We start from the raw sequence: 25,313 nt of genomic DNA, 5'->3' as shown, positions 1-25,313 counted from the left end.
GCGTCAAATTCACTTCTTATCGGTATCACGCGGTTTGCGCAGCACTTCATTGATTTCTGGTTTATCCAGCGGCCCGCTGATGTGATAGCGCAGCAGCGAAATCTTATTCCACAGCGGCCCCAGCACTTTGCTGGCAGCAAACACCGCCGCCCCCACCACCGGGTTAATGACAAACGCAGTTGCCACACCAACTGAGGCAGAGATTTCCGGCGCGACGACCGCTTCCATATCGATCTGGCGTTTAACTAAATCAACTTTCCCCTGCATAGCGATGTCAGCCTCCAGGCCGTCCACCAGCAGGTTATCGGTACGCATCACACCGTTTTCAATCCACGCGGTGCCATTTATGGAGTCGAAATAGAAACCGTCGCTAAAGGTATCGTTAAAATCAAATCGCAGCTTGCGCAGCAGCGCATCGAAACTCACCAGACGCAGCAGCTGACCGGCGCGGCCGGTATTCACATCGGCAATCTGGCCTTTGCCAAAGTGCGTTTTCAGCGTGCCGCTCAGCGTCTCTTCGGAGGGCTGCCACGGCGTCGCACGCCAGTGCAGATCGTAATCGACCTTAAACGGCGCATCGCGCAGCGGCGTATTCATGCCAAACCAGTTGGTGGCATCGTTAATGTTGCCGCCACTCAGGCTGCCTTTCAGTGAGGTACGCTGATCGCCAGGCTTATTCACCCATTCACCATTCACTCTCAGCGTTGAGCTGCCGGTATTCACGCTGCCGTTAGTAAGCGCTAACGTATCGCCCTGCGGTTGCAGTGTGGCTTTAAGATGACCGAATTTCTGTCCGCGCAGCCAGCACTCATCGCAGTTAAGCTGCAGTGCCGGCCAGCTGCTGAAATCGATGCCGCTATCGCCGCTAAACGGTGAACTGCCGCTGCTTTTACCTTTATCCGTCCACTCAGGATTGTAATAGAGGTAGTTCAGATCGATCTGCCACGGTGCACGGTGCGCGGTTTTGAGGCTGCCGCGCAGTTCACGGCTCTCCAGCTGCAGCTGCGTGTTGCCGGTCGGGCCTTGGGTCACGGTGGCGTTCACATCATGCCACTGCTGTCCGCCCAGCGTCAGAGCGGGCGTCCGCAAAATCACATCGCCCGGCAGGAGCGCGCCACCCACTTCGGTCTCGCCCTGTGCATTGCGCGAGCCACCGCCGCCGGCCATCAGGCCGAGCCAGGCTTCGCCATCCATCGCCGGCAGATTAAGCACCATGCCACGGCTATCGGGCAGCTTCGGCGTGCTTTTCGCATCATTCAGCCAGATGCCGCGATCAACGCGCAGCTGCGGCTCCAGAAGCCAGCGACTGTTAAAGCGATGATGTTCGCGCACGCTACCGCTGAGCGTAAAGCTGTTAAGATCGCCGCTGGCATTAATGGCGACGGGCAACGCTTCGCCAGCCGCTTTATCCAGTGGTGCAGGTAAGTGACTACTTACTGATTTGCCATCACCCTTGATATCGACCTGATAATGCGCGCCACCTTTGTGCGGCAGCGTAATATCGACATTGCCCTGCCACGGCAGGTTGCCCGCCAGCTTACTGCTGACTGCTTCCGGCAGCGCCTTCAGCTTCGCCAACTGCCAGTCACCCAGCAATTTAACGTTAACCCCGAAATCGTCAGGACGCTCCGTGGTGGTAAAACTTACGCCGGTTGGCTGTCCGAACCAGTTGGCCTGCATCTCTTCACTCTCCAGGTTCCCGTTGTTGTAACGGAAGCGCCCGGTGAGGTTCTCCAGCGTGGTGTTCAGCGGCTTGATATGCAAGCTGTTATTGTTCATCACCACGTTGCCGCTGGCGTGTACCCGCTCGCCATCCAGCGGAATATCCAGGTTGAGTTTACCGCGCACGTTACCGCCAATCTGCAACTGCTGCAGCGCGGCGCCAAGCGTCTCTTTCAGCGGTGTCTGATTAAAGTAGTCAGCGATATCCTGCCCTTCACCGCTCAGGTCGCCATCGATAATCAGCTTCTCTTTGAGGTAATCCGGGATCACCGCGCTTACGTTACGCGCATCAACCTTGCCCAGTTTCGTCTGTTCCGCCTTCATCCACAGACCGTCGTTAACGAAGTCGAGATCGATATCCAGGTTTTGCAGGGCTGGCCAGCCCGGCTGGAACTGATACGTGCCATTGCGCAGCGGCACCGTCACTTCAAACAGGCCATCATGGTGTTTAAACGGGAACAGCCGCGGATCGCCGGCGAACAGCAGCGTCGCATTATCCACCTGGCCGCCTTTAATCGCTTCGCTCAGATAGTGGGTCAGATTGTGGCCCATCAGCGGCGTCGGGAAATAGCGCCAGGCGTCACCGGCGTCCGTCACGCGAATGCCCGCCAGAATATCCAGCCGCGGTGCTTTACCGATGTTTTGCTGATAGCGAAAATCGCCGCGCGCCCACAGGGAGCGCGCCTGCACATCCAGCTGATGACCATCAAGAGTCAGGCCGTTGCTGTCGTTTTGCCAGTTGAGCTTGCCGGTGATCTGCTTAATCTGCAGCGGCGCCTGGAACATGTCACCGTACGGCACCTCCGCTTCGCCCATCGCCACATCCAGCAGGCCATTACTTACGCTGCCGCTTGCCGTCCCGCTCAGATGGCTGATGCCCGGCAGTAATTTCCAGTGCTGCCATGACATATCGCGCCACTTCGCCTGCAGACGCGTTTGCTCTGGCTGCGCCAGCGGTATGTCCAGCGCCAGCGCGTCAAGGTAACCGCGTGGCTGCAGTGCGCGCCAGTTATCCAGCAAGGTGGGTGAAAGTGGAGTAAACAGCGGTACCAGCGGGGCCAGCCGCTGCAGATCGAGCCGGGTCGCGCGTACGCGAAGCTCCGCCCCGCTCTCTGCGCCCATCATCTGTTTATTTTCCGGCTTCCACAGCAGCGAGAAGTGACCGGCATCCCAGGCTACGCCATCGGTACTGATGCGGGTTTGCGGTACGGCCAGGCTCCAGCCATTCTGGAAACGTGCCAGATGCGCGGTCAGGCCATCAACCTGCAGCTGATGTTCGCCCTCTTCACCACGCCAGCGCGCACCGCCCTTGCTCAGCAGCAGATCGCCGGCGTAAACATCACCATCCCGCAGATTCACCCACGCGGCAAGGCTGAAACGGGCGCTCTCCAGGCTGGTATTGTCGCGCAGCCAGCGACCAATCCACGGACGCACATCAACATCGTCCGCCTGCATCCAGATGCGTCCCTCATTCAGCAAGCCATTGGCATCGTTAAGATCGAGACGAACCTGCACCACACCGTGCTGGCCGGTAAAGCTCGACAGGCTCACCTCGCCTTCGGCGCGATGGCGGTTCTGCTCGTTTAGCCATGTCAGGCGCGGAATCGCCAGCTCAGCGTGCTGGCCGGATGGCGTCAGGAAACGGATGCGGCTGTCGCGCAGGTCAAAGTGGTCGAACTGACGCAAAAACAGATCGTTGATTTGCGCCGGTTTAAAACTGTTTGTCTTTTCATCACTGGTGAGCAGCGGACGGTTGGTTGCCAGCTGTAGCTGCCAGAAGGTGAGATCACGGAACTGCCAGCGCCAGTGCAGCAGCGACTGCCAGATATTCAGCGCCAGGTTAACGCGACCAATGTGAAGCTCGCCCTCCTGCTTCATATCAATACGCAGATCGCGCACCTGCAGGGTTGGACCAAAGTTTTCCCACTTGCCCTGCAGCTCGCTGGCGTCCACGGTGACGCCGCTGACGCGGGAGAGAGTCTGCAGAATATCGCTACGATAGTTGTTGAGATGCGGCATCGCCAGGCGCAGCCCGCTGACCAGCAGCGCCACAATAACAATGATTGCGGCAAGCAGCAGTAATAGAATCCCCGGCAACCGCCTCACACACCTCTCCTTGCTGTCCGTTGGGTTACGGCGTTTAGCTCATGATTACATCATGACGACGTCAAACTGCTCCTGAGTGTAGAGCGGTTCAACCTGCACTTTGACCTGTTTGCCGACAAAAATTTCCACTTCCGCCAGCGCATGGGACTCTTCGCCCTTCAGCGCTTCCCCCACCGCCGGTGAGACATACACCAGGAAGCGGTCAGAGTCGTAGGCGTGATGCACGCGAACTATTTCACGCATGATCTCATAACAGACGGTCTCCACCGTCTTCAGCGAGCCGCGCCCTTTACAGACCGGGCAATCCGCACACAGCACATGTTCAATACTTTCACGCGTACGTTTACGCGTCATCTCCACCAGGCCAAGCGCGGAGAACCCGTTGATACCGGTCTTCACCCGATCTTTGCTCAGCGCGCTCTCCAGCGAATGCAGCACGCGACGACGGTGATCGTCGTTACTCATGTCGATAAAATCGATGATGATAATGCCGCCCAAATTGCGCAGCCGCAGCTGACGGGCAATGGCCTGAGTCGCTTCGATATTCGTATTGAAAATGGTTTCATCGAGATTACGATGACCAACAAACGCGCCGGTGTTGATATCTACCGTGGTCATCGCTTCCGTTTGATCGATGATCAGGTAGCCGCCGGATTTCAGCTCAACCTTGCGCTCCAGCGAGCGCTGAATCTCGTTCTCTACATCGAAAAGATCGAAAATCGGCTGTTTGCCGCTGTAGAGCTCAAGCTTACTTGCCATCTCCGGGATGTACTCGCCGGTGAACTCCACCAGCAGGTCGCAGGTCAGGCGTGAATCTACCCGAATGCGGTCCAGCGCCGCGCCGGCAAAATCGCGCAGCACGCGCTGCGCCAGCGCCAGCTCGCCGTACAGCAGGCAGCGCGTCTGATTACGCTTTTTGCGCTCGCTGACTTTAGTCCACAGACGCTTAAGGAACGCGGCATCCTGTGCCAGCTCCTCTTCGCCAATCCCTTCGGCGGCAGTACGAATGATAAAGCCACCCAGATCGTCACAGTAAGCGGCTACCACCGCTTTCAGCCGTTCGCGCTCAGCTTCACTTTCAATACGCTGAGAAACGCCCACGTGCGAAGCACCCGGCATAAAGACCAGATAACGCGACGGCAGAGTGATGTCAGTGGTCAGGCGGGCGCCTTTAGTGCCCAGCGGATCTTTTACCACCTGCACCATCAGATCCTGGCCCGGACGCACCAGCTCGGCGATATCGCGCACGATAAAATTCTTTTTCTCATCACCCGCGACGCACTCCGTGTGCGGCATGATGTCAGACGCATGCAGAAACGCGGCTTTATCCATGCCGATATCCACAAACGCCGCCTGCATGCCCGGCAGCACACGGCTGACGCGCCCTTTATAAATATTGCCCACAATGCCGCGTCGCGCTTCGCGCTCAATGTGGATCTCCTGCAGAATGCCGCCATCAATATAGGCAACACGGGTTTCAGAAGGTGTTACATTCACCAGCAGTTCAGCCGTCATCTTGTCCCCTTAACGCACGCAGCGACTGAAAATGGCTCAGCAGCTCACCGGTTTCCACCAGCGGCAGACCTACTACGGCGTGATAACTTCCATTAATCCTGCGCACGAAATTGCCGCCAAAGCCCTGTATGCCATACGCACCGGCTTTATCCATCGGCTCGCCACTGGCGATATAGTGCGCAATCTCCCCGGCACCGATCGTGCGGAAAGTCACATCCGTGGTCACCAGACAATCGAGTTCGCCCTGTGTATCCGCCAGCGCCACCGCGGTCATCACCTGATGCGTGTGTCCGGAGAGTTTGCGCAGCATCTGCGCGGCATGCGCTGCATCACGCGGTTTCTCCAGCACTTCGCCGTTGAGCACCACGATGGTATCGGCACCCAGCACCGGCAGGTCCTGCGGCGCCACGCGCACGCCCGCACGCGCCTTATCCTGCGCCAGGCGGCGTACGTAAGCTTCAGCCGCTTCATCCGGCTGACGCTGCTCTTCCACTTCGGTGATCAGGCGCTCAAAGCGCAGGCCAAGCTGTGTTAATAGCTCACGCCGACGCGGTGAGCCAGAAGCCAGGTACAGGGTTATCATTGTATTCCTTACTGAACGGCAAACTGACGGCGTATCTTTCTCATTAATAAGAATAGCCAGGGCCACAGAATGCCGTCGACTACGCTACTCCAGAAGATTTCCGGGCGGAAAGAGATGTCGATCACCAGGAATTCCGCCCAGAAAACAATCACATCCACCGCCAGCGACAGCACCATAACCATTAATGCCTGCTGCCACAACGCCAGATTTCGGAATAGCTGAAATTTGAAGGCCACCAGATACGCGATAATGCTGAAGGCCAGCGCACGCACGCCGAGCGTGGAGCCGGCAATCAGGTCCATCAGCGCGCCAAGCACAAAGCCCGTGCCAACATTCACGCGGTGCGGTAACGCCAGTACCCAGTAGATAAGAATCAGCAATAGCCATGACGGCCGGAACATATAGAGCTGTTCCGGCCAGGGCATGATTTGCAGGATAAGAGCAATCAGAAAGGACAGCCAGATAACCCAACGTCCCTGGCTGCGATAGCGACTCAAGGCTGGCCTCCGCGTACGTTCGCCGGCGTACCCTGCGAACGGCCGTTAGCGGACGGCGACGGTGGTCCCATTTGCTGACCCTGCTGCATCGCGGCGGGTGCCGGTGGCCCCATCTCCCCGGCGGGCGGCAGGACCTGCGGCATCATCTGCATCAGGCGTTCGTTGGCCACCCGGTGCACTTCGTCCGGCGCCATCGGCATTTCACCGTTTTTATCCGCGCCCCACAGCAGCAGCAGATAGCGCAGGCGCTGCAGGCCAGCGGTCGGACGCGCCTGGATTACGGTATAGGCACGTTGCGTATCGACTTTCACCGATGAGACCACGCCAACCGGATACCCTTCCGGGAAGCGACCGCCTAAACCAGAAGTCACCAGCACATCGCCCACGCGAATATCGGTGTTACCAGGCAGATGCTCCAGCTGCAGATCCTCGCTACAGCCGTTACCGGCGGCAATAACGCGAATATCGTTGCGCAGCACCTGAATCGGCAGCGCATGCGACGCATCACAGATCAGCAGCACGCGGCTGGTCAGCTGACCGACCGCAACAACCTGTCCGACCACGCCTTTATCGCTAATCACCGGCTGACCTTCGTAAACACCGTTTACGCTGCCTTTGTCGATGACTACCTGATCGGTATAGGGATCGGTGCCGGTGGAGATCACCTGCGTCACCATTTTGTGCTCATCCTGACGCAGCGGTGAGCCGAGCAGCTCACGCAGACGCGCGTTCTCCTGCTTGTATTGCCCCAGCATCAGCAGGTCGCTGTTTTTCAGGAAGAGCTCACGGCGCAGCGCTCTGTTCTCGAGCTCCAGCTGCTGGCGTGACGCCAGCGTTTCGGAAACGCCGTCAAGAAGCTGTCGTGGGCCGTTTGCCAGAAAGTAAAATGGACTGACCGACGTGTCCAGGTAGTTGCGAATCTGGGAGAAGGTGCTCACGCGGCTGTCAGCGATGATAATCGCGATAGCTACAATGACCGCCAGAAAAAGGCGCAACTGCAGGGAAGGCCCCCTGCTAAAAATCGGCTTCATAAATTCTGCGTGTTCCTCGACATCAGGGAAGAAGCGTTAGTCGCATGACTAACGCCTCCAGGGCTGGACGCTGTTCGCCGTCGTGCGCAGCATCGCCTAAGGCGCTATTCCCTGCGCAATTTGACCACGGTCGCAGCCGTTGAGGAGTTACTCCTCGCTGAACAAATCGCCGCCATGCATGTCGATCATTTCCAGGGCTTTACCGCCACCGCGCGCGACGCAGGTCAGCGGATCTTCTGCCACCACTACCGGAATCCCGGTCTCTTCCATCAGCAGACGATCAAGGTTACGCAGCAGTGCGCCACCACCGGTCAGAACCATGCCGCGCTCGGAGATATCAGATGCCAGCTCCGGCGGGCACTGCTCCAGCGCTACCATCACCGCGCTCACGATGCCGGTCAGCGGCTCCTGCAGCGCTTCCAGAATTTCATTAGAGTTCAGCGTAAAGCCGCGCGGGACGCCTTCTGCCAGGTTACGACCGCGCACTTCGATTTCGCGGACTTCGTCGCCCGGGTAAGCAGAACCGATCTCATGCTTGATACGCTCCGCAGTCGCTTCACCAATCAGGGAACCGTAGTTGCGGCGTACGTAGTTAATGATAGCTTCATCGAAGCGATCGCCACCAATACGTACAGAAGAGGAGTACACCACGCCGTTCAGGGAGATAACGGCAACTTCAGTGGTTCCCCCACCGATATCGACCACCATCGAACCGGTCGCTTCGGATACGGGCAGGCCGGCACCGATAGCGGCAGCCATCGGCTCTTCAATCAGGAACACCTCACGTGCGCCTGCGCCCTGCGCAGATTCACGAATCGCACGGCGCTCAACCTGGGTAGCACCAACGGGTACACACACCAGTACGCGCGGGCTTGGGCGCATAAAGCTGTTGCTGTGCACCTGCTTGATGAAGTGCTGGAGCATCTTCTCGGTGACGAAGAAGTCGGCGATCACGCCGTCTTTCATCGGACGGATAGCGGCGATGTTGCCAGGCGTACGGCCAAGCATCTGCTTTGCATCATGACCGACAGCCGCTACGCTCTTTGGCGAGCCGGCACGATCCTGACGGATGGCAACCACAGAAGGCTCGTTCAGCACGATGCCTTGTCCTTTTACGTAAATCAGGGTATTGGCAGTACCCAGGTCAATGGACAAGTCATTGGAAAACATGCCACGAAATTTTTTAAACATACTAAGGGATAATCCTGCAAGCTGGGGGCGGAAAATAAAATCCGCCTACTTTACCAACCACGCGAAGCCGCTACAAGGCGCAAAAACGTTCTGCTTCGGTGAAAAAATATGCTGATGCGTTTTTCAGGTCAGCGCGCTGCGCATCCGTCGTTGTTAAATGGCGCTAACCGGCACTTTTAAACGCAAATTCACCGGCATGAGCGGGTGAATTCCGACATAAAATCTAACATTTCCGCCCACCAGGGGAACCGGCTGAGCGTATCCTGACGCAGAAAAATGGCTGCCTGCAGGCAGATCCGCTACCGAAGGGCTAAATACGGTAACGTTGTGAGTGCTTCTTGACGTTACTGTTGACCGGTAGTGAAGGCGCAAAGAAGTCGCCCTGACCGCCTGACACCCCTAATCCTGCCAGGGTTTGCCATTCGGCGCGCGTACGCACGCCCGCAGCAAACACCCTGGTTGGCGTGGATGTACATACCTCCAGCAAACTCTGCACAAACAGCTGATTTTCTGTACGACGCTCAATGTTGCGCACCAGGCCCGGATCAAGCTTAATCACCTCAATCGGGAGCTGTTTGATATACGCGCTGCTCACCACCGTTAATCCGGCCTGATCCACCGCAATACGGCAGCCAAATGCCGCCAGCATCCGAAAAACCGGCATTAAGCGATTGATGTGTTGACAGACATCCGCCTCTGCAAGTTCAAATAAAAATCGCCTGCGTTGCGATTTATTGCACTGCAATAGCAGTTTTTGTAGCCAGACCTGGAAGGGGCGCTGCAGAAGCGAATCGATGTTCAGCGGCAGCGCCAGGGTCTCATCCGGCCACACTTCAGAGAGCGCAGCAATACGCGTGACCAGCTGGCGATCCCAGCTTTCTGCCAGCCCCAGCTGCAGCACCAGCGGCATAAACTCGCCGGACACCACCTCTTTATCGCCATCAAACACGCGCGCCAGCATTTCACGATGGTGAACCTTCCCGTCCAGCAGCACGGCCGGTTTCTGATACAGACGCGGGCCGCCGCGGTTGAGCGTATTTTCCAGCAAGGTACGCCAGCGCACGCTGCCGCGCCCCATATCCAGCGCGTTGCCCTCGCCCACTGACCAGTTATTGCCGCCCTGCAACGCAGCACGGCGCGTGGCCAGCTCGACATCTTCCATGACCTGCGGCACGCTCTGCCCGCTGTGCCAGGCGCTGATGCCGATGTGAATCAGATCGTCACGGTCAATCATGCGCATGGGCGGCAGAGAGTCCACGGCGTTGACCAGCTGATCGGCGATGCTGTTGGCCTCTTTCAATGTACGGTGCGGCAGCAGCACGGCGAAGTCACTGCGGAAATAGCGCGCCAGCAGCGCACCGGGATAGCGCAGTACAAAGGTAGAGAGCATGTTGATCAAATCAAACAGGTACTCCTCCACCAGCGTCGGGCCGAGGGTTTCATGCAGAGTATCGAGATCCGGCAGGCGCACCATCATCACCACGCCGTGCGTACCCACATCTTCCTGATCCTCCAGTAGCGTGGCCAGTTGGTTATCAAAGAACAGGCGGTTGTTTAGCCCGGTGCGCGAATCCTGTGCGGCAAACGTACGGATCAAGGTATCGATACGCAGCCGCTGTTCGCCGGCTTCCTGAAGATCGCTGAGCAAAGTATCAATGGCACGACTGGCTTTGGGCGGCCACTCCGCCACCGCGTCGCTGCGCGGTATGCGATCGCCAGCCAGAATACGCTCGGCGCGCGCCTCCAGCCGCTCCATGTGCTGCCAGCGCCGGTTGAGCCAGCGGTGCGTCATCACCAGCAGCGCCGACATAATCGCCACCACGGTCAGAAGCACGACCAGCGTATAAGCGCCGGTAAAAGAGCGAAACCAGGTTTTAGCGGGATCAAGTACTACTACGCGCAGTGAGAGGCCGGGCCCGTGCATCAGCGGAATGTCGAACTGGATAAAGCGGTTTGGCTCATCCTCCAGCATTGGATTTTCATGGCGGGCCAGCTGGAAAATGGTGCTGTTGCCATTGTGCAGCTCAATTTGCTCCGCGTTGATTACGGGCATCAGACGCGTCAGCCATTGTGCCAGCGACTGCGGCGATTGCGTCGCCAGCGCTCTGTCTACCTCGGTCGCCAGCGTCTGTACGCGATTTTCCACGCGCTGCTGCGAAAGCCAGATAAAACTAAAAGCGCAGCCTACCAGCATGAGTAACATCGCCAGCAAGCTTAATAATGTAATAAACGCAGAAAACTTAGTTGTTAATCGCATCCCTGTGCCTGTATCACTGCGGTTATGAACGGTGTCAGCCGTCCGCGCCAGCCCTGATGGCGCAAACCTGAGCAAAATATCACAAATAACCGTGCAGATCAGCGCCATCCCGGCAGCAATATTGCCGAAGCGCGAGTATAACGGTAAAGATTGCGCCACTGACTTTCGCTCCGGCTTTTTCGGCCTATTCTCAACAGAGCGTATGAGCCAGGAAATTTCATATTTTGCCCGCGAAAATGGCATGACGGGCGGCACTTTAGCATGCTGAACGCAGTTACTTTATTCGCCGGAGAACACCATGAAGTTCAATCGCCCTCTTACCGAAGCTGATGTTACACCGGAAAGCATCTTTGCTCTGCGCCGCCGTCAGGTACTGAAAGCACTGGGGCTGGGTGCCGCAGCCGCTGCGCTGCCTGGCGCTGCGCAGGCCGACGTGCTGAGCTGGTTTAAAGGCAATGACCGTCCGCCAGCGCCGGCCGGGCGCGATCTGCAATTTACCAAACCGGCCGCCTGGCAGGCTGATTTACCGCTGACGCCCTTTGATAAAGTGTCCGGCTACAACAACTTCTATGAATTCGGCCTCGATAAAGCCGACCCGGCCGCCAACGCCGGCACGCTCAAAACCGATCCGTGGCAGCTGCGTATTGAAGGGGAAGTCGCCAAACCGCTGACGCTGGATATGGATGACATCTTTAAACGCTTTGCCATGGAGCAGCGTATTTATCGGATGCGCTGCGTCGAAGCGTGGTCGATGGTCATTCCATGGGTAGGTTTTGAACTGAATAAACTGCTGAAGCTGGCTGAGCCCACCAGCAATGCGCGTTACGTTGCCTTCCAGACGCTCTATGCGCCTGATCAGATGCCGGGCCAGAAGGATCGCTTTATCGGCGGAGGGCTGGACTACCCTTATGTGGAAGGTCTGCGGCTGGATGAAGCGATGCACCCGCTCACGCTCCTGAGCACCGGTGTCTACGGCAAAGCGCTGCCACCGCAAAATGGCGCCCCCATCCGCCTGACGGTGCCGTGGAAATACGGTTTTAAGGGCATTAAATCGATCGTTAAAATCACCCTGACGCACGATCGCCCACCGACGACCTGGAGCCAGATCGCGGCCAATGAGTACGGCTTCTACGCTAACGTTAATCCGCATGTGAATCATCCACGCTGGTCGCAGGCCACGGAGCGCTTTATTGGCTCAGGCGGTATTCTCAACGTCGAGCGCCAGCCTACGCTGCTGTTTAACGGTTACGCCAAAGAGGTGGCTTCGCTCTATCGCGGCCTCGATTTACGGGAGAACTATTGAGTGCGCCTGACCCTTCGCCATATTACTGTACTCAAAGTGGTACTGCATCTGGCGGCCTTTCTGCCGCTGGTTTATCTGTTTATGGCAGCCATTCAGGGCTGGCTGAGCGCCGATCCGGCGAAAGATATCCAGCACTTTACCGGCAGAATGGCGCTTAAGTTGCTGCTCGCCACGCTGCTGGTTAGCCCGCTGACGCGCTACCTGAAACAGCCGCTGCTGATCCGCACCCGCCGCCTGCTTGGCGTATGGTGTTTTGCCTGGGCCAGTTTGCACCTCACCAGTTACTACCTGCTGGAGCTGGGCTACGATCATCTGCGCTTGCTGGGCAGCGAAATCCTGTCGCGACCTTATCTGTTACTGGGGATGATCAGCTGGGTGGTGCTGTTTGCGCTTGCCATCACCTCTTTTCAACGCGCGCAGCGCAAACTCGGCCGGCGCTGGCAAACCCTGCATAACGGTATCTATCTGGTGGCGATCCTCGCGCCGATACACTATTTGTGGTCAGTAAAAGTCTTTTCACCGCAGCCGTGGATTTATGCGCTGTTAGCGCTGGTGCTGTTAGGCTGGCGTTACAATAAGTTACGCAGACTCTTCTCCCGATAACTTCTCTGCGGTTGTGTTCCTGCTGCGATTTCTGTTAAAACGTGTGGCCTTCGGGCCGCTCCGGATCAACTTCGCAGATAAGACCAGTATTTTGCTGCGAATTGCCTCGAAACGGATATAATGCCCGGCTTTATTGCAAGCGAAGTCTTCTTTTTCACTCTGAAGAGTGACAAATGAAGGATGTCGCGGTATTTTACGCGATGCCTCACTGATTGCAGGAGATAGCCGCAAGATGGCGCACAAATTTCACATACTGCTGTTGAACGGACCCAACCTGAACCTGCTGGGTACGCGCGAGCCTGACAAGTATGGTCACACTACGCTGGCGCAGATTGTCAGCGATCTGACGCAGCAGGCCGATCAGCACCATGTGAAATTGAGTCATTTGCAATCGAACGCAGAGTTCCAGCTGATTGATCGTATCCATGAAGCCCGTGGCAATGTGGACTACATCATTATCAACCCGGCTGCGTTCACGCATACCAGCGTTGCGCTGCGTGATGCCCTGTTGGCGGTAAGCATTCCCTTTATTGAGGTGCATCTCTCTAATGTGCATGCACGCGAACCGTTCCGACATCACTCCTATCTTTCCGATGTATCCACCGGCGTCATCTGTGGACTTGGCGCAGATGGATACTCGTGGGCTTTACAAACGGCAGTAAAACGCCTGTCACATTCCAATTAAACAGAGTACGGAACCACACTCATGGATATTCGTAAAATTAAAAAACTGATCGAACTGGTTGAAGAGTCCGGCATCGCAGAGCTGGAGATCTCCGAAGGTGAAGAGTCCGTTCGTATCAGCCGTTCACCTGCCAGCATGGGTTATCCGGTTATGCAGCAGGCTTATGCTGCGCCAATGATGCAGCAGCAGCAACCTGCGCTGGCAGCGGCAGTCGCGCCGGCAGCCGCACCTGTTGAAGCGGCAAAACCAGAAATGAGCGGTCATATCGTGCGTTCACCGATGGTCGGTACCTTCTATCGCACCCCAAGCCCGGACGCGAAAGCCTTCGTGGAAGTGGGCCAGAAGGTCAACGCGGGCGATACCCTGTGCATCGTTGAAGCGATGAAAATGATGAACCAGATCGAAGCCGATAAATCCGGCGTTGTGAAGGCGATCCTGGTGGAAAGCGGCCAACCGGTTGAATTTGACGAGCCGCTGGTCGTCATCGAATAACGAGGCGAAGCATGCTGGATAAAATTGTCATTGCTAACCGTGGTGAGATCGCCCTGCGCATTCTGCGTGCCTGCAAAGAGCTGGGCATCAAGACTGTTGCGGTACACTCCACGGCAGACCGCGACCTGAAGCACGTGCTGCTGGCAGACGAAACTGTCTGCATCGGCCCGGCGCAGTCGGTCAAAAGTTATCTGAATATCCCGGCCCTGATCTCTGCTGCCGAAATTACCGGCGCAGTTGCGATCCACCCGGGTTACGGCTTCCTCTCTGAGAACGCCGATTTTGCCGAGCAGGTTGAGCGCTCCGGCTTTATCTTCATCGGTCCAAAAGCCGACACCATTCGCCTGATGGGTGACAAAGTGTCTGCGATTACCGCGATGAAGAAAGCGGGTGTACCAACCGTACCGGGCTCCGACGGCTCGCTGACCGAGGACATGGATAAAAACCGTGCCATCGCGAAGCGCATCGGCTATCCGGTCATTATTAAAGCCTCCGGCGGCGGCGGCGGTCGCGGTATGCGTGTCGTACGCAACGAGAAGGATCTTGAGCAATCCATTGGCATGACGAAAGCGGAGGCCAAAGCGGCTTTCAATAACGACATGGTCTACATGGAGAAATTCCTCGAGAACCCACGCCATATCGAGATTCAGGTGCTGGCCGACGGCCAGGGCAACGCCATCTATCTGGCAGAACGTGACTGCTCAATGCAGCGTCGTCACCAGAAAGTGGTCGAAGAAGCGCCTGCGCCAGGCATCACGCCGGAACTGCGTCGCTATATCGGCGAGCGCTGCTCTAACGCGTGTGTTGAGATTGGCTATCGCGGTGCGGGTACGTTCGAATTCCTGTACGAAAACGGTGAGTTCTACTTCATTGAGATGAACACCCGTATTCAGGTTGAGCATCCGGTTACCGAGATGATCACCGGCGTGGATCTGATCAAAGAGCAGCTGCGTATTGCTGCCGGTCAGCCGCTGTCGATCAAACAGGAAGACGTGATTGTACGCGGTCATGCGGTTGAGTGTCGTATCAACGCCGAAGATCCGAACACCTTCCTGCCAAGCCCGGGCAAGATTACCCGTTTCCACGCGCCAGGCGGTTTTGGCGTGCGCTGGGAATCGCATATCTACGCCGGCTACAGCGTGCCGCCGTATTATGATTCCATGATTGGCAAGCTGATCACCTACGGTGAAAACCGTGATGTGGCGATCTCGCGCATGAAAAATGCGCTGGCGGAGCTGATCATCGACGGCATTAAGACTAACGTCGAGCTGCAGATGAAAATCATGTCCGACGAAAACTTCCAGCAGGGTGGCACCAACATCCACTATCTGGAGAAAAAACTCGGCCTGCACGAGAAGTAAGCGTAGCGCAGAGTCATGCAGAGGCCGGTTAATCCGGCCTTTTTCATTTTTGTTACCTTTGAGGTTGCATAATGGATGGGCGTTTTTTACAAGCGAACAAAGAGGCGCGCTGGTCGTTATATCTGACGCTGGCGTATCTTGCCGTGTGGGGCGTTTCTGCCTGGCTTGGTGGCACCCAAAGCGGGATAACCGGTTTGCCGCTGTGGTTTGAGCTCTCCTGCGTGTTTGTTCCCCTGCTGTTTATCGGCCTGTGCGGGCTGATGGTGCGTGTGGTGTTCCGCGATATGTCGCTGGAGGATCGCGATGGAAACTGAAATCATTCTGCCTCTGCTGGCGTATCTGGTGTTGATCGCCGGGCTTTCGGTGTTTGCCATGCGCAAACAGCGCCAGGGCAACTTCCTCACCGAATATTTTCTGGGCAGCCGCTCCATGGGCGGATTTGTGCTCGCCATGACTATCACCACCACCTATATCAGCGCCAGTTCGTTTATCGGCGGGCCCGGTGCAGCCTATAAATATGGTCTTGGCTGGGTATTGCTGGCGATGATTCAGGTGCCTGCCGTGTGGCTGTCGCTGGGCGTGTTGGGGAAAAAGTTCGCTATTCTGGCGCGCCGCTACAATGCGGTGACCCTTAACGACATGCTGTATGGCCGCTATCGCAGTCCGCTGCTGATCTGGCTGGCGAGTATCGCCCTGTTGGTGGCATTTATCGGTGCGATGACGGTGCAGTTCATTGGCGGCGCGCGTCTGCTCGAAACTGCGGCCGGCATCCCTTACGATACCGGCCTGCTGATTTTTGGCGGTACCATCGCGCTGTATACCGCCTTTGGCGGCTTTCGTGCCAGCGTGCTTAACGACGCGATGCAGGGACTGGTGATGCTGGTGGGCACTTTTCTGCTGCTGTTTGCGGTGATCCATCAGGCCGGCGGTCTGGAGACGGCCGTGACCAAATTGCGCACAATCGATCCACAGCTGGTCTCGCCGGAAGGCGTAGGCAATGTAATCAACCCGACTTTCCTTAGCTCGTTCGCGGTGCTGGTCTGTTTCGGGGTGATCGGCCTGCCGCACACGGCGGTGCGCTGTATCTCCTATAAAGACAGTAAAGCGATGCATCGTGGCATTGTGCTGGGCACAATCGTGGTGGTGGTGCTGATGCTGGGTATGCATCTGGCGGGTGCACTGGGCCGGGCGATTATCCCCGACCTGACCATTCCGGACCGGGTGATCCCTACGCTAATGATCACCGTACTGCCACCGATGGCGGCGGGGATCTTTCTCGCTGCGCCGATGGCGGCGATCATGTCCACGATAAATGCGCAGCTGCTGCAATCCTCCGCTACGCTGATCAAAGATCTCTACCTGCGTATTGCGCCGCAGCACAGCGAGAACGAAGCACGTCTGCGGATGATTTCAGGCACGATTACCTTTGTGCTCGGTCTGCTACTGCTGCTGGCGGCGTGGAATCCGCCGGATATGATTATCTGGCTGAACCTGCTGGCGTTTGGTGGCCTGGAAGCGGTATTCCTGTGGCCGCTGGTGCTGGGGCTGTATTGGGAGCGCGCTAATGCCGCCGGTGCCCTCAGCGGCATGCTGGCAGGTGCTGGCTGCTATACGCTGCTTGCCGGTCTGCACATTGAACCCTGGGGTTTCCACCCTATCGTACCGTCTTTGATCTTAAGTCTGCTGGCCTTCCTGGCAGGCAATTTGTTTGGCAGCTCGCCTGACGCGCGCGACGCTGCACTGGAATAAAGAGAACCGCTATGCCATGGATTCAAATTAAAATTAACAGCACCGGCGAGCACGCCGAAACCCTCAGCGATGCGCTGATGGATGCAGGTGCTGTTTCCGTTACCTTTCAGGATACGCACGATAACCCGGTCTATGAACCGCTGCCGGGTGAAACCCGCCTGTGGGGCGATACCGATGTAATTGGGCTGTTTGACGCCGAAACCGATATGGATGACGTAGTGGCGATGCTGAGCCAGCACCCGCTGCTGGGATCAGCGTTTCGCCATAAGATCGAGCAGATCGAAGATAAAGACTGGGAGCGCGAGTGGATGGATAACTTCCACCCGATGCGTTTCGGTGAGCGTCTGTGGATCTGTCCGAGCTGGCGGGATGTGCCCGATCCGGATGCAGTCAATGTGATGCTGGATCCCGGCCTGGCCTTTGGCACCGGCACGCATCCGACGACGTCGCTGTGCCTGAGCTGGTTGGACGGCCTCGATCTGCAGGGCAAAACCGTGATCGATTTCGGCTGCGGTTCGGGGATCCTCGCCATTGCTGCCCTGAAGCTGGGGGCTGCGCAGGCGATCGGCATCGATATCGATCCGCAGGCGATCCAGGCCAGCCGCGATAACGCCGAGCGTAATGGCGTGGCCGATCGTCTCTCGCTCTATCTGCCGCATCAGCAACCCGACAATCTGCAGGCGGATGTCGTGGTGGCGAATATCCTGGCAGGCCCACTGCGTGAACTGGCGCCGCTGATTAGCGTGCTGCCTAAATCCGGTGGCCATCTCGGGTTGTCAGGCGTGCTGGCCAGCCAGGCAGAAGCGGTATGTGAAGCTTATGCGGATCGCTTTGCGCTGGATGCCGTGGCGGAGAAAGAGGAGTGGTGCCGCATCACCGGCGTGCGCCGCTAAGCTTTACTGCGGTCAGCCCATGCTGGCCGCAGCCCACCCGAGACCTGTCTCAAAAAACCTGCTCTGCCGTTTCTTTACACTCGAATCATTACACTCCTGCCCCAGGCGATAGCGCTATCCCTGTTACCGGTGCCCCATGCGGTGCCTGACAATGATAAATCGCTTAGTGAATCGTGATAATGAAAATCAAACACTCTTTGTTCGCCCTGCTCCTGGCAGCGGCGCCTTATGCTCACGTTCAGGCTGCCGCCTGGGATTACGCGCAACCCCAACACTGGGGCGATCTCTCTCCGGATTTCCACCTTTGCAAACAGGGCGTGAACCAGTCACCCATTGATATCCGTCAGGCAGTTTACGCCAGGCTGCCTGCGCTGGCGCTGGAGCTGCAGGCGCGCCAGGCAGCGATTGTTAATAATGGCCATACTGTGCAGGTCAATCTGCAGCAAGGTGATACGCTGAAACTGGATGACGAGACCTTCACGCTCAAACAGTTTCATTTCCATACCCCGAGCGAGAATCTGATTGATGGCAAACGCTATCCGCTTGAGGGCCATTTTGTTTTCAGTAATCAGCAGCAGCAGCTGGCTGTAATTGGGGTGATGTTTGTCACGGGAAGCGCGAATCCGGTGCTGGGTACACTGCTTGATGCGCTGCCCGCGCAGGTTGATCAGTCCGCCACGCTGCAGGAGGATGTAGACATCACGTCACTGCTGCCTGTCGATCGCCACTACTTCCGCTTTAGCGGTTCACTGACGACACCGCCCTGTAGCGAAGGCGTGCGCTGGCTGGTGATGAAGCAACCTGTATCAGCTTCTGCAGCGCAGCTACAGGCTTTTAGTGTGGCACTGGGTGCACAGGGCAACAGCCGTCCTGTTCAGCCGCTGTATGGCCGTCTGGTTGTCGAGTGATGCAATCTCCACCAGCAACCTGATAAAAACAGGTCGCTTTTTCGCCTGGATACCGCCATTTCTCTGGTTAATTGAGGGAAGTGGCGTTTTTTATATTGTGATTTCGCGCATATTTTTAGAAAAACGTTTGGTCACAATTTCGGCGTATTTTTTTAATTAACTGAATTATAAAGAGTATTGCTAAAAGCCCGCTCTGTGACCCTGATTCCCCTGCTTTTTTACGGCGCATTGTTCAAAGTTTGGCCTTTCATCTTCCTGAAAAAATGCGTAATATACGCCGCCTTGCGAACAGTTAGGGTCACTTCTTTTTCATGCGCATTGGACACCATCAGCTACGTAATCGACTCATTGCTGCACCTATGGCCGGAGTTTCCGATAAGCCATTTCGCACGCTATGTTACGAGAACGGCGCCGGCATGACTGTCTCCGAGATGCTGTCATCAAACCCGGAAGTTTGGGCCAGTGACAAATCGCGGTTGCGTATGGTGCATAGTGACGAGCCCGGGATTCGTGCCGTGCAGATTGCCGGTTGCGATCCTGATGAGATGGCTGCCGCCGCGCGCATTAATGTGGCGTCAGGCGCGCAGGTTATCGATATCAATATGGGCTGCCCGGCTAAAAAAGTGAATCGTAAGATGGCTGGCTCAGCGCTGCTGCAGCACCCGCAACTGGTGGAGTCTATCCTCCGTGCGGTGGTGAACGCAGTGGATGTACCGGTTACGCTGAAGATTCGCACCGGCTGGGACAAAGAAAATCGTAATTGTGTAGAGATTGCCCAATTGGCTGAACGCTGTGGCATTCAGGCTCTGACCATTCATGGCCGCACGCGCGCCTGTTTGTTTGAAGGGCATGCTGAATACGACAGCATTCGGACAGTTAAGCAGAGCGTCACCATTCCGGTTATCGCGAATGGTGACATTACTGACCCGCACAAAGCCAGAGCGGTGCTCGACTATACCGGAGCCGATGCTCTGATGGTTGGTCGCGCTGCTCAGGGAAGACCGTGGATCTTCCGGGAAATCCAGCATTATCTGGACACAGGGGAGCTGCTGGCACCGAAGCCGCTGGCTGAAGTGAAGCATATGCTGATTGGACACATACGGGAGCTGCACGACTTTTACGGTCAGCGCAAAGGATACCGTATTGCCCGAAAACACGTTTCCTGGTATTTACAGGAAAGTGCTCCTGACGACCAGTTTCGGCGCACATTCAACGCCATAGAGGATGCCAGCGAACAGCTGGAGGCGTTGGAGGCATACTTCGAAAATCTTGCGTAAACGAAATAAAGAGCTGAAAGAACTATGTTCGAACAACGCGTAAATTCTGACGTACTGACCGTTTCTACCGTTAACTCACAGGATCAGGTGACGCAAAAGCCTCTGCGTGATTCGGTTAAACAGGCACTGAAGAACTATTTTGCTCAACTGAACGGTCAGGATGTGAGTGACCTGTATGAGCTGGTACTGGCTGAAGTCGAGCAGCCTCTGTTGGACATGGTGATGCAGTATACCCGTGGCAACCAGACCCGTGCAGCCCTGATGATGGGTATCAACCGTGGTACTCTGCGTAAGAAGCTGAAAAAATACGGCATGAACTAATTGTTCGTTGCTGCGATAACGCCAGCCTTAGGGCTGGCGTTTTTGTTTGTGCGTCTGATGCATAGCAACGCATGAAACAATTGTCGTCAAAATGGTAACGATAGTTGCAATTCCCTGCGTGATTTCCCGCCTCTCTTAGCGCCTGAAATTGCCCTGATATCGGGCGCGATTTGACTTTTGTTGCACTCTGTTCCCCCAATGGCCGTGATCCTGAACCGGTTCAGCGGTAAACCTGCCCTGCTATACATCCCTTCCATGAGCGTTAGCTCACACTGCTTCCATATAGTGAAACTTTTTGCACTATTTGTGATCGTGGCGACTCGTCATGCCGCCTTTTGGTGCGCGATAGTAGCCGTGACTTTCCGGATACTTCTGCTTGTGAGCAGATATTTCCGGTGAATTCAGGATTCTGTAAACCTGGCATCAGCTTTGCAGAGTTGTGGATGGCTCAGGCCATAGAAAGAGATAAGCGCACAGTAAAGTGCGCGCAAACATAACAACACACGATATCGCCACACAGGATGCTTTATGAAAAAGATGATGCTTTCCACTCTGGTCGCTGCAGCCTCGCTGTTTGCCGTTGCCCAACAAGCGCATGCCGGCACAACGCTGGATGCCATTAAGAAGAAAGGGTTTGTGCAGTGTGGTATCAGCGATGGTTTACCGGGGTTCTCCTATGCTGATGCCAGCGGTAAATTTACCGGTATCGACGTCGATGTCTGCCGCGCTGCAGCGGCCGCCGTTTTTGGTGACGCCACAAAAGTAAAATATACCCCGCTGACGGCCAAAGAGCGCTTCACTGCCCTGCAGTCGGGTGAAGTGGATATCCTCTCGCGTAATACCACCTGGACCTCCTCGCGCGACGGCGGCATGGGCTTCCTGTTCGCCGGTGTGAACTACTACGACGGCATTGGCTTCCTGACGCATCAGAAAGCGGGCCTGAAAAGCGCCAAAGAGCTGGATGGGGCCACCGTATGTATCCAGGCCGGTACCGATACCGAGCTGAACGTCGCGGACTACTTCAAAACCCATAAAATGCAATATACGCCGGTCACCTTTGACCGTTCTGACGAATCTGCGAAGGCGCTGGACAGCGGCCGTTGCGATACCCTCGCCTCCGATCAGTCACAGCTTTATGCCCTGCGTATCAAGCTTGGTAAGCCAGAAGAGTTTATTGTCCTGCCGGAAGTGATCTCAAAAGAGCCGCTGGGCCCGGTGGTGCGTCGCGGTGATGATGACTGGTTCACCATCGTGAAATGGTCCCTGTACGCCATGCTGAATGCGGAAGAGATGGGAATCAGCTCGAAGAATGTGGATGACATGGTGGCGAAACCTACCACGCCAGATATGGCGCACCTGCTGGGTGCAGAAGGCGACTTCGGTAAAGATCTCAAGCTGGATAATAAGTGGGCTTACAACATCATTAAACAGGTGGGTAACTATCAGGAAGTGTTCGATCGCAATGTGGGTAAAGATAGCGCGCTGAAAATCGCGCGCGGCCAGAATGCGCTCTGGAATCAAGGGGGCATTCAGTACGCACCACCGGTTCGCTAAGGTTTTTCTGCCAGTCGGGCACCGCTTTCTGCGGTGCCCACGCGTATTCTTCACTGAGGTTTCAACATGTCGCAACGCCCAACCGTAAAAAGGGATTTTTCATTCGGTAATCCTACGGTTCGCGCCTGGCTTTACCAGATTCTCGCGATTGTGGCAGTGGTCGCTGTAGTGGGTTATCTCATCCACAACACAGTGATCAATCTTGCTAATCGCGGCATTACTTCCGGCTTTGGCTTTCTGGAGCGCAGCGCCGGTTTCGGCATCGTTCAGCATCTGATTGATTACACCGAGGGCGACACCTACGCACGCGTATTTATGGTGGGGTTAACCAATACCCTGCTGGTATCTGCGCTTTGTATCGTGTTTGCATCAATCCTCGGCTTCGCTATCGGCCTGGCACGTTTATCCGATAACTGGCTGCTGCGTAAACTATCGACAATTTATATTGAGACGTTCCGTAATATTCCACCGCTGCTGCAGATCTTCTTCTGGTACTTTGCCGTGCTGCGTAACCTGCCAGGCCCGCGCCAGGCACTGAACGCTTTCGATCTGGCTTTTGTCAGTAACCGCGGCCTGTATATGCCGTGGCCCGGCTATGCCCCGGGTACCTGGCCGTTCATCATCGCGCTGGTGCTGGCGATAGCTGGCAGCCTGGCTCTCTTCCGCTTCAACCGTAAACATCAGCTGAAAACCGGAGAGCTGCGTCGTACCTGGCCTGTTGCAGCCGGCTTGATCGTGCTGCTGCCTTTGATTGCGCATACGCTTTTCGGGGCGGCAACGCACTGGGATGTGCCGGAACTGCGCGGTTTTAATTTCCGTGGTGGCTTCGTCATGATTCCGGAGCTGGCTGCGCTAACGGTGGCTTTATCGATCTATACCTCTTCATTTATTGCAGAGGTGATTCGCGCCGGCATTCAGTCCGTGCCGCACGGCCAAAGTGAAGCAGCGCGTTCTCTCGGCTTACCTCACCCGGTAACGCTGCGCCAGGTCATTATCCCCCAGGCGATGCGCGTCATTATTCCGCCGCTTACCAGCCAGTATCTTAATATCGTTAAGAACTCCTCGCTGGCAGCGGCCATTGGCTATCCGGATATGGTGTCATTGTTTGCAGGCACGGTGTTGAACCAGACCGGGCAGGCGATTGAAACGATTGCGATAACCATGGCGGTTTACCTGATTATCAGTTTTACCATTTCATTACTGATGAACCTCTATAACCGCAAAATTGCGCTGGTTGAGCGATAAGAGAACGGGAACATTATGTCTGTGACCACACACGAAACACCCCCGGTGGCCAATAATCCGCTGAACAAGGTCTGGCTTTGGGTGCGCAAAAATCTTTTCTCCAGCTGGCTTAACACGCTGCTCACGCTGTTCAGCCTGTGGATTATCTGGAGCGTGATTCCGCCCGCCCTTAACTGGCTTATCTTTCAGGCAAACTGGATAGGTGAAACCCGGGCTGACTGCACCAAAGAGGGCGCATGCTGGGTGTTTATCCACGCCCGCTTTGGCCAGTTTATGTATGGGCTTTATCCTCATGAGCTGCGCTGGCGTATAAATCTGGCGCTGGTGATCGGCTTACTGTCGATCATACCCATGTTCATTAAATCGATGCCGCGCCGTGGCCGTTATATCGCCTGCTGGGCAGTGATCTATCCAATCGCTGTCTGGTTGCTGATGTATGGCGGCTACTTCGGACTGGAACGCGTGGAGACCCGCCAGTGGGGTGGCCTGACGCTAACGCTGATTATCGCTTCCGTCGGAATTGCCGGCGCGCTGCCGCTGGGCATTTTGCTCGCGCTCGGGCGGCGTTCAAAAATGCCTGTCGTACGCACATTATCGGTGATTTTTATTGAGTTCTGGCGCGGGGTACCGCTGATCACGGTGCTGTTTATGTCATCGGTGATGCTGCCGCTGTTTATGGCCGAGGGTACCACCATCGACAAACTGGTGCGGGCGCTGGTCGGGGTAATTCTTTTCCAGTCAGCATACGTTGCTGAAGTGGTGCGCGGCGGTCTGCAGGCCCTGCCAAAAGGACAGTATGAAGCCGCTGAATCCCTGGCTCTTGGCTACTGGAAAACGCAGGCGCTGGTGATTTTACCGCAGGCGCTCAAGCTGACTATACCCGGTCTCGTCAACACGATTATTGCGCTGTTTAAAGATACCAGTCTGGTGATCATTATCGGCCTGTTTGATCTGTTCAGTAGCGTACAGCAAGCCACCGTCGATCCCGCCTGGCTGGGCATGTCGACAGAGGGCTATGTGTTTGCCGCGCTGGTCTACTGGATTTTCTGTTTTAGCATGTCGCGCTACAGCCAGTATCTGGAGAAGCGCTTCCATACCGGGCGTAAATCGCACTGAGGTTTTATATGACACAAGCAATGACAAATGCGGCTAACGCTATGATGATTTCGCTCGAAAACGTGAATAAATGGTACGGGCAATTTCACGTGCTTAAAGATATTAATTTACAGGTGAAACCACGCGAACGTATCGTGTTGTGCGGGCCTTCTGGCTCCGGAAAATCGACCACGATTCGCTGTATCAACCATCTGGAAGAGCATCAGCAGGGGCGTATCGTGGTTGATGGTATTCATCTGAATGATGACGTGCGTAACATTGAGCGCGTGCGTACTGAAGTCGGCATGGTGTTTCAGCACTTCAATTTATTCCCGCACCTGACCGTATTGCAAAACTGTACGCTGGCCCCTGTGTGGGTGCGCAAGATGCCAAAAAAGGAAGCGGAAGCCCTGGCGATGCACTATCTGGAGCGCGTACGTATTGCCGAGCATGCGCATAAGTTTCCCGGCCAGCTTTCCGGAGGGCAGCAGCAGCGCGTAGCCATTGCACGGTCGCTGTGTATGAAGCCTAAAATCATGCTGTTTGATGAACCCACTTCAGCGCTTGATCCGGAAATGGTGAAAGAAGTGCTCGATACCATGATTGGTCTGGCAGAAGATGGCATGACAATGCTGTGTGTAACCCATGAGATGGGCTTTGCGCGTACCGTTGCCGATCGGGTGATCTTTATGGATCGCGGTGAAATTGTAGAGATGGCACCGCCAGAACAGTTCTTCGCTAATCCGCAGTCGGAACGTACGCGAGCATTCCTTTCGCAGGTTATTCATTAACTTTAAAAACTAACAGAGGCCTCTGTGCAGTATGGCAGAGGCTTTTTTTATGACCCTTCGCAGGCCATGAGAGATAACACAATGCAGAACTGCAGATACAAAAAAGCCCTGAACAGATGTTCAGGGCTTTCGTG

General features: G+C 56.0%; 23 protein-coding genes. 16 read left to right on the top strand and 7 right to left on the bottom strand.

From position 1 onward, the window contains the following. Nucleotides 1-9 precede the first annotated feature (9 nt). From yhdP to csrD, 7 genes are all read right to left on the bottom strand, one after another. Entirely contained in the window at nucleotides 10-3,828 is a 3,819-nt protein-coding gene (gene yhdP, locus HA48_RS15485; protein ID WP_128602128.1) for an AsmA2 domain-containing protein YhdP, read from the bottom strand. 45 nt (nucleotides 3,829-3,873) lie between these two features. Then, complete coding sequence (gene rng, locus HA48_RS15480) at nucleotides 3,874-5,343, bottom strand: ribonuclease G (protein WP_128602127.1); 1,470 nt, start codon at nucleotides 5,341-5,343, stop codon at nucleotides 3,874-3,876. Then, nucleotides 5,333-5,926, bottom strand: a complete 594-nt coding sequence (locus HA48_RS15475; protein WP_128602126.1) for a Maf family protein — start codon at nucleotides 5,924-5,926, stop codon at nucleotides 5,333-5,335. The genes rng and HA48_RS15475 overlap by 11 nt, the downstream gene beginning before the upstream one ends. A gap of 8 nt (nucleotides 5,927-5,934) precedes the next feature. After that, on the bottom strand, nucleotides 5,935-6,423 hold the full coding sequence (gene mreD / locus HA48_RS15470; RefSeq protein WP_128602125.1) for a rod shape-determining protein MreD: 489 nt from the start codon (nucleotides 6,421-6,423) through the stop codon (nucleotides 5,935-5,937). Next, complete coding sequence (gene mreC, locus HA48_RS15465) at nucleotides 6,420-7,454, bottom strand: rod shape-determining protein MreC (RefSeq protein ID WP_128602124.1); 1,035 nt, start codon at nucleotides 7,452-7,454, stop codon at nucleotides 6,420-6,422. The genes mreD and mreC overlap by 4 nt, the downstream gene beginning before the upstream one ends. Before the next feature lie 147 nt (nucleotides 7,455-7,601). Then, the gene (mreB, locus tag HA48_RS15460; protein WP_003855260.1) at nucleotides 7,602-8,645 is read right to left on the bottom strand and encodes a rod shape-determining protein MreB; all 1,044 of its coding nucleotides are present in this window, start codon (nucleotides 8,643-8,645) and stop codon (nucleotides 7,602-7,604) included. Between the two features lie 310 nt (nucleotides 8,646-8,955). Further along, the gene (gene csrD / locus HA48_RS15455; RefSeq protein WP_128602123.1) at nucleotides 8,956-10,902 is read right to left on the bottom strand and encodes an RNase E specificity factor CsrD; all 1,947 of its coding nucleotides are present in this window, start codon (nucleotides 10,900-10,902) and stop codon (nucleotides 8,956-8,958) included. Nucleotides 10,903-10,933: 31 nt separating this feature from the next. Here csrD and HA48_RS15450 point away from each other — a divergent pair, with 31 nt between their 5' ends. The 16 genes from HA48_RS15450 to HA48_RS15375 all read left to right on the top strand — a co-directional run bounded on the left by HA48_RS15450 (nucleotide 10,934) and on the right by HA48_RS15375 (nucleotide 25,179). After that, a complete protein-coding gene (locus tag HA48_RS15450) occupies nucleotides 10,934-11,170 on the top strand; it encodes a hypothetical protein (RefSeq protein WP_128602122.1) in 237 nt (78 codons plus the stop codon). A 30-nt stretch (nucleotides 11,171-11,200) separates the two neighbouring features. Then, entirely contained in the window at nucleotides 11,201-12,205 is a 1,005-nt protein-coding gene (gene msrP / locus HA48_RS15445; RefSeq protein ID WP_128602121.1) for a protein-methionine-sulfoxide reductase catalytic subunit MsrP, read from the top strand. Further along, nucleotides 12,206-12,808 (top strand): protein-methionine-sulfoxide reductase heme-binding subunit MsrQ, encoded by a 603-nt coding sequence (gene msrQ / locus HA48_RS15440; protein ID WP_128602120.1) that lies wholly within the window; start codon nucleotides 12,206-12,208, stop codon nucleotides 12,806-12,808. A 232-nt stretch (nucleotides 12,809-13,040) separates the two neighbouring features. Next, complete coding sequence (aroQ, locus tag HA48_RS15435) at nucleotides 13,041-13,493, top strand: type II 3-dehydroquinate dehydratase (RefSeq protein WP_128602119.1); 453 nt, start codon at nucleotides 13,041-13,043, stop codon at nucleotides 13,491-13,493. Nucleotides 13,494-13,514: 21 nt separating this feature from the next. After that, nucleotides 13,515-13,985, top strand: coding sequence for an acetyl-CoA carboxylase biotin carboxyl carrier protein (gene accB / locus HA48_RS15430; RefSeq protein ID WP_128602118.1), 471 nt, complete (start codon nucleotides 13,515-13,517; stop codon nucleotides 13,983-13,985). Between the two features lie 11 nt (nucleotides 13,986-13,996). Continuing rightward, nucleotides 13,997-15,346: an acetyl-CoA carboxylase biotin carboxylase subunit gene (accC, locus tag HA48_RS15425; RefSeq protein WP_128602117.1), complete on the top strand. Its 1,350-nt coding sequence runs from the start codon at nucleotides 13,997-13,999 to the stop codon at nucleotides 15,344-15,346. A gap of 71 nt (nucleotides 15,347-15,417) precedes the next feature. Then, complete coding sequence (locus HA48_RS15420) at nucleotides 15,418-15,660, top strand: YhdT family protein (protein WP_128602116.1); 243 nt, start codon at nucleotides 15,418-15,420, stop codon at nucleotides 15,658-15,660. After that, nucleotides 15,650-17,095, top strand: coding sequence for a sodium/pantothenate symporter (gene panF / locus HA48_RS15415; RefSeq protein ID WP_128602115.1), 1,446 nt, complete (start codon nucleotides 15,650-15,652; stop codon nucleotides 17,093-17,095). Before HA48_RS15420 ends, panF begins: the two co-directional genes overlap by 11 nt. 11 nt (nucleotides 17,096-17,106) lie before the next feature. Further along, a complete protein-coding gene (gene prmA / locus HA48_RS15410; protein ID WP_128602114.1) occupies nucleotides 17,107-17,988 on the top strand; it encodes a 50S ribosomal protein L11 methyltransferase in 882 nt (293 codons plus the stop codon). Between the two features lie 179 nt (nucleotides 17,989-18,167). After that, on the top strand, nucleotides 18,168-18,896 hold the full coding sequence (locus HA48_RS15405; protein WP_128602113.1) for a carbonic anhydrase: 729 nt from the start codon (nucleotides 18,168-18,170) through the stop codon (nucleotides 18,894-18,896). Between the two features lie 311 nt (nucleotides 18,897-19,207). Beyond that, nucleotides 19,208-20,173, top strand: a complete 966-nt coding sequence (gene dusB, locus HA48_RS15400; RefSeq protein WP_128602112.1) for a tRNA dihydrouridine synthase DusB — start codon at nucleotides 19,208-19,210, stop codon at nucleotides 20,171-20,173. A 24-nt stretch (nucleotides 20,174-20,197) separates the two neighbouring features. Next, complete coding sequence (gene fis / locus HA48_RS15395) at nucleotides 20,198-20,494, top strand: DNA-binding transcriptional regulator Fis (RefSeq protein WP_003855228.1); 297 nt, start codon at nucleotides 20,198-20,200, stop codon at nucleotides 20,492-20,494. A 528-nt stretch (nucleotides 20,495-21,022) separates the two neighbouring features. Then, nucleotides 21,023-22,048 (top strand): amino acid ABC transporter substrate-binding protein, encoded by a 1,026-nt coding sequence (locus tag HA48_RS15390; RefSeq protein ID WP_128602111.1) that lies wholly within the window; start codon nucleotides 21,023-21,025, stop codon nucleotides 22,046-22,048. A gap of 66 nt (nucleotides 22,049-22,114) precedes the next feature. After that, nucleotides 22,115-23,293, top strand: a complete 1,179-nt coding sequence (locus HA48_RS15385) for an amino acid ABC transporter permease (RefSeq protein WP_128602110.1) — start codon at nucleotides 22,115-22,117, stop codon at nucleotides 23,291-23,293. A gap of 15 nt (nucleotides 23,294-23,308) precedes the next feature. Next, nucleotides 23,309-24,409: an amino acid ABC transporter permease gene (locus HA48_RS15380; RefSeq protein WP_128602109.1), complete on the top strand. Its 1,101-nt coding sequence runs from the start codon at nucleotides 23,309-23,311 to the stop codon at nucleotides 24,407-24,409. Between the two features lie 8 nt (nucleotides 24,410-24,417). Further along, a complete protein-coding gene (locus HA48_RS15375) occupies nucleotides 24,418-25,179 on the top strand; it encodes an amino acid ABC transporter ATP-binding protein (protein ID WP_128602108.1) in 762 nt (253 codons plus the stop codon). The last annotated feature ends 134 nt before the right edge of the window (nucleotides 25,180-25,313 follow it).

This window comes from Pantoea wallisii (assembly GCF_002095485.1).
Taxonomy (GTDB): domain Bacteria; phylum Pseudomonadota; class Gammaproteobacteria; order Enterobacterales; family Enterobacteriaceae; genus Pantoea; species Pantoea wallisii.
The sequence above is the reverse complement of the archived record's forward strand: the minus strand, read 5'-3'. Positions and strand labels throughout refer to the sequence as shown.

What these genes read in the sequence shown, in the direction of transcription:
- prmA (WP_128602114.1), top strand. Translation starts at nt 17,107, where the DNA reads ATGCCATGGATTCAAATTAAAATTAACAGCACCGGCGAGCACGCCGAA.
- msrP (WP_128602121.1), top strand. Translation starts at nt 11,201, where the DNA reads ATGAAGTTCAATCGCCCTCTTACCGAAGCTGATGTTACACCGGAAAGC.
- HA48_RS15375 (WP_128602108.1), top strand. Translation starts at nt 24,418, where the DNA reads ATGACACAAGCAATGACAAATGCGGCTAACGCTATGATGATTTCGCTC.
- fis (WP_003855228.1), top strand. Translation starts at nt 20,198, where the DNA reads ATGTTCGAACAACGCGTAAATTCTGACGTACTGACCGTTTCTACCGTT.
- aroQ (WP_128602119.1), top strand. Translation starts at nt 13,041, where the DNA reads ATGGCGCACAAATTTCACATACTGCTGTTGAACGGACCCAACCTGAAC.
- accB (WP_128602118.1), top strand. Translation starts at nt 13,515, where the DNA reads ATGGATATTCGTAAAATTAAAAAACTGATCGAACTGGTTGAAGAGTCC.
- mreB (WP_003855260.1), bottom strand. Translation starts at nt 8,645, where the DNA reads ATGTTTAAAAAATTTCGTGGCATGTTTTCCAATGACTTGTCCATTGAC.
- HA48_RS15475 (WP_128602126.1), bottom strand. Translation starts at nt 5,926, where the DNA reads ATGATAACCCTGTACCTGGCTTCTGGCTCACCGCGTCGGCGTGAGCTA.
- accC (WP_128602117.1), top strand. Translation starts at nt 13,997, where the DNA reads ATGCTGGATAAAATTGTCATTGCTAACCGTGGTGAGATCGCCCTGCGC.
- csrD (WP_128602123.1), bottom strand. Translation starts at nt 10,902, where the DNA reads ATGCGATTAACAACTAAGTTTTCTGCGTTTATTACATTATTAAGCTTG.
- HA48_RS15390 (WP_128602111.1), top strand. Translation starts at nt 21,023, where the DNA reads ATGAAAAAGATGATGCTTTCCACTCTGGTCGCTGCAGCCTCGCTGTTT.
- HA48_RS15420 (WP_128602116.1), top strand. Translation starts at nt 15,418, where the DNA reads ATGGATGGGCGTTTTTTACAAGCGAACAAAGAGGCGCGCTGGTCGTTA.
- mreC (WP_128602124.1), bottom strand. Translation starts at nt 7,454, where the DNA reads ATGAAGCCGATTTTTAGCAGGGGGCCTTCCCTGCAGTTGCGCCTTTTT.
- rng (WP_128602127.1), bottom strand. Translation starts at nt 5,343, where the DNA reads ATGACGGCTGAACTGCTGGTGAATGTAACACCTTCTGAAACCCGTGTT.
- panF (WP_128602115.1), top strand. Translation starts at nt 15,650, where the DNA reads ATGGAAACTGAAATCATTCTGCCTCTGCTGGCGTATCTGGTGTTGATC.
- HA48_RS15405 (WP_128602113.1), top strand. Translation starts at nt 18,168, where the DNA reads ATGAAAATCAAACACTCTTTGTTCGCCCTGCTCCTGGCAGCGGCGCCT.
- HA48_RS15385 (WP_128602110.1), top strand. Translation starts at nt 22,115, where the DNA reads ATGTCGCAACGCCCAACCGTAAAAAGGGATTTTTCATTCGGTAATCCT.
- HA48_RS15380 (WP_128602109.1), top strand. Translation starts at nt 23,309, where the DNA reads ATGTCTGTGACCACACACGAAACACCCCCGGTGGCCAATAATCCGCTG.
- dusB (WP_128602112.1), top strand. Translation starts at nt 19,208, where the DNA reads ATGCGCATTGGACACCATCAGCTACGTAATCGACTCATTGCTGCACCT.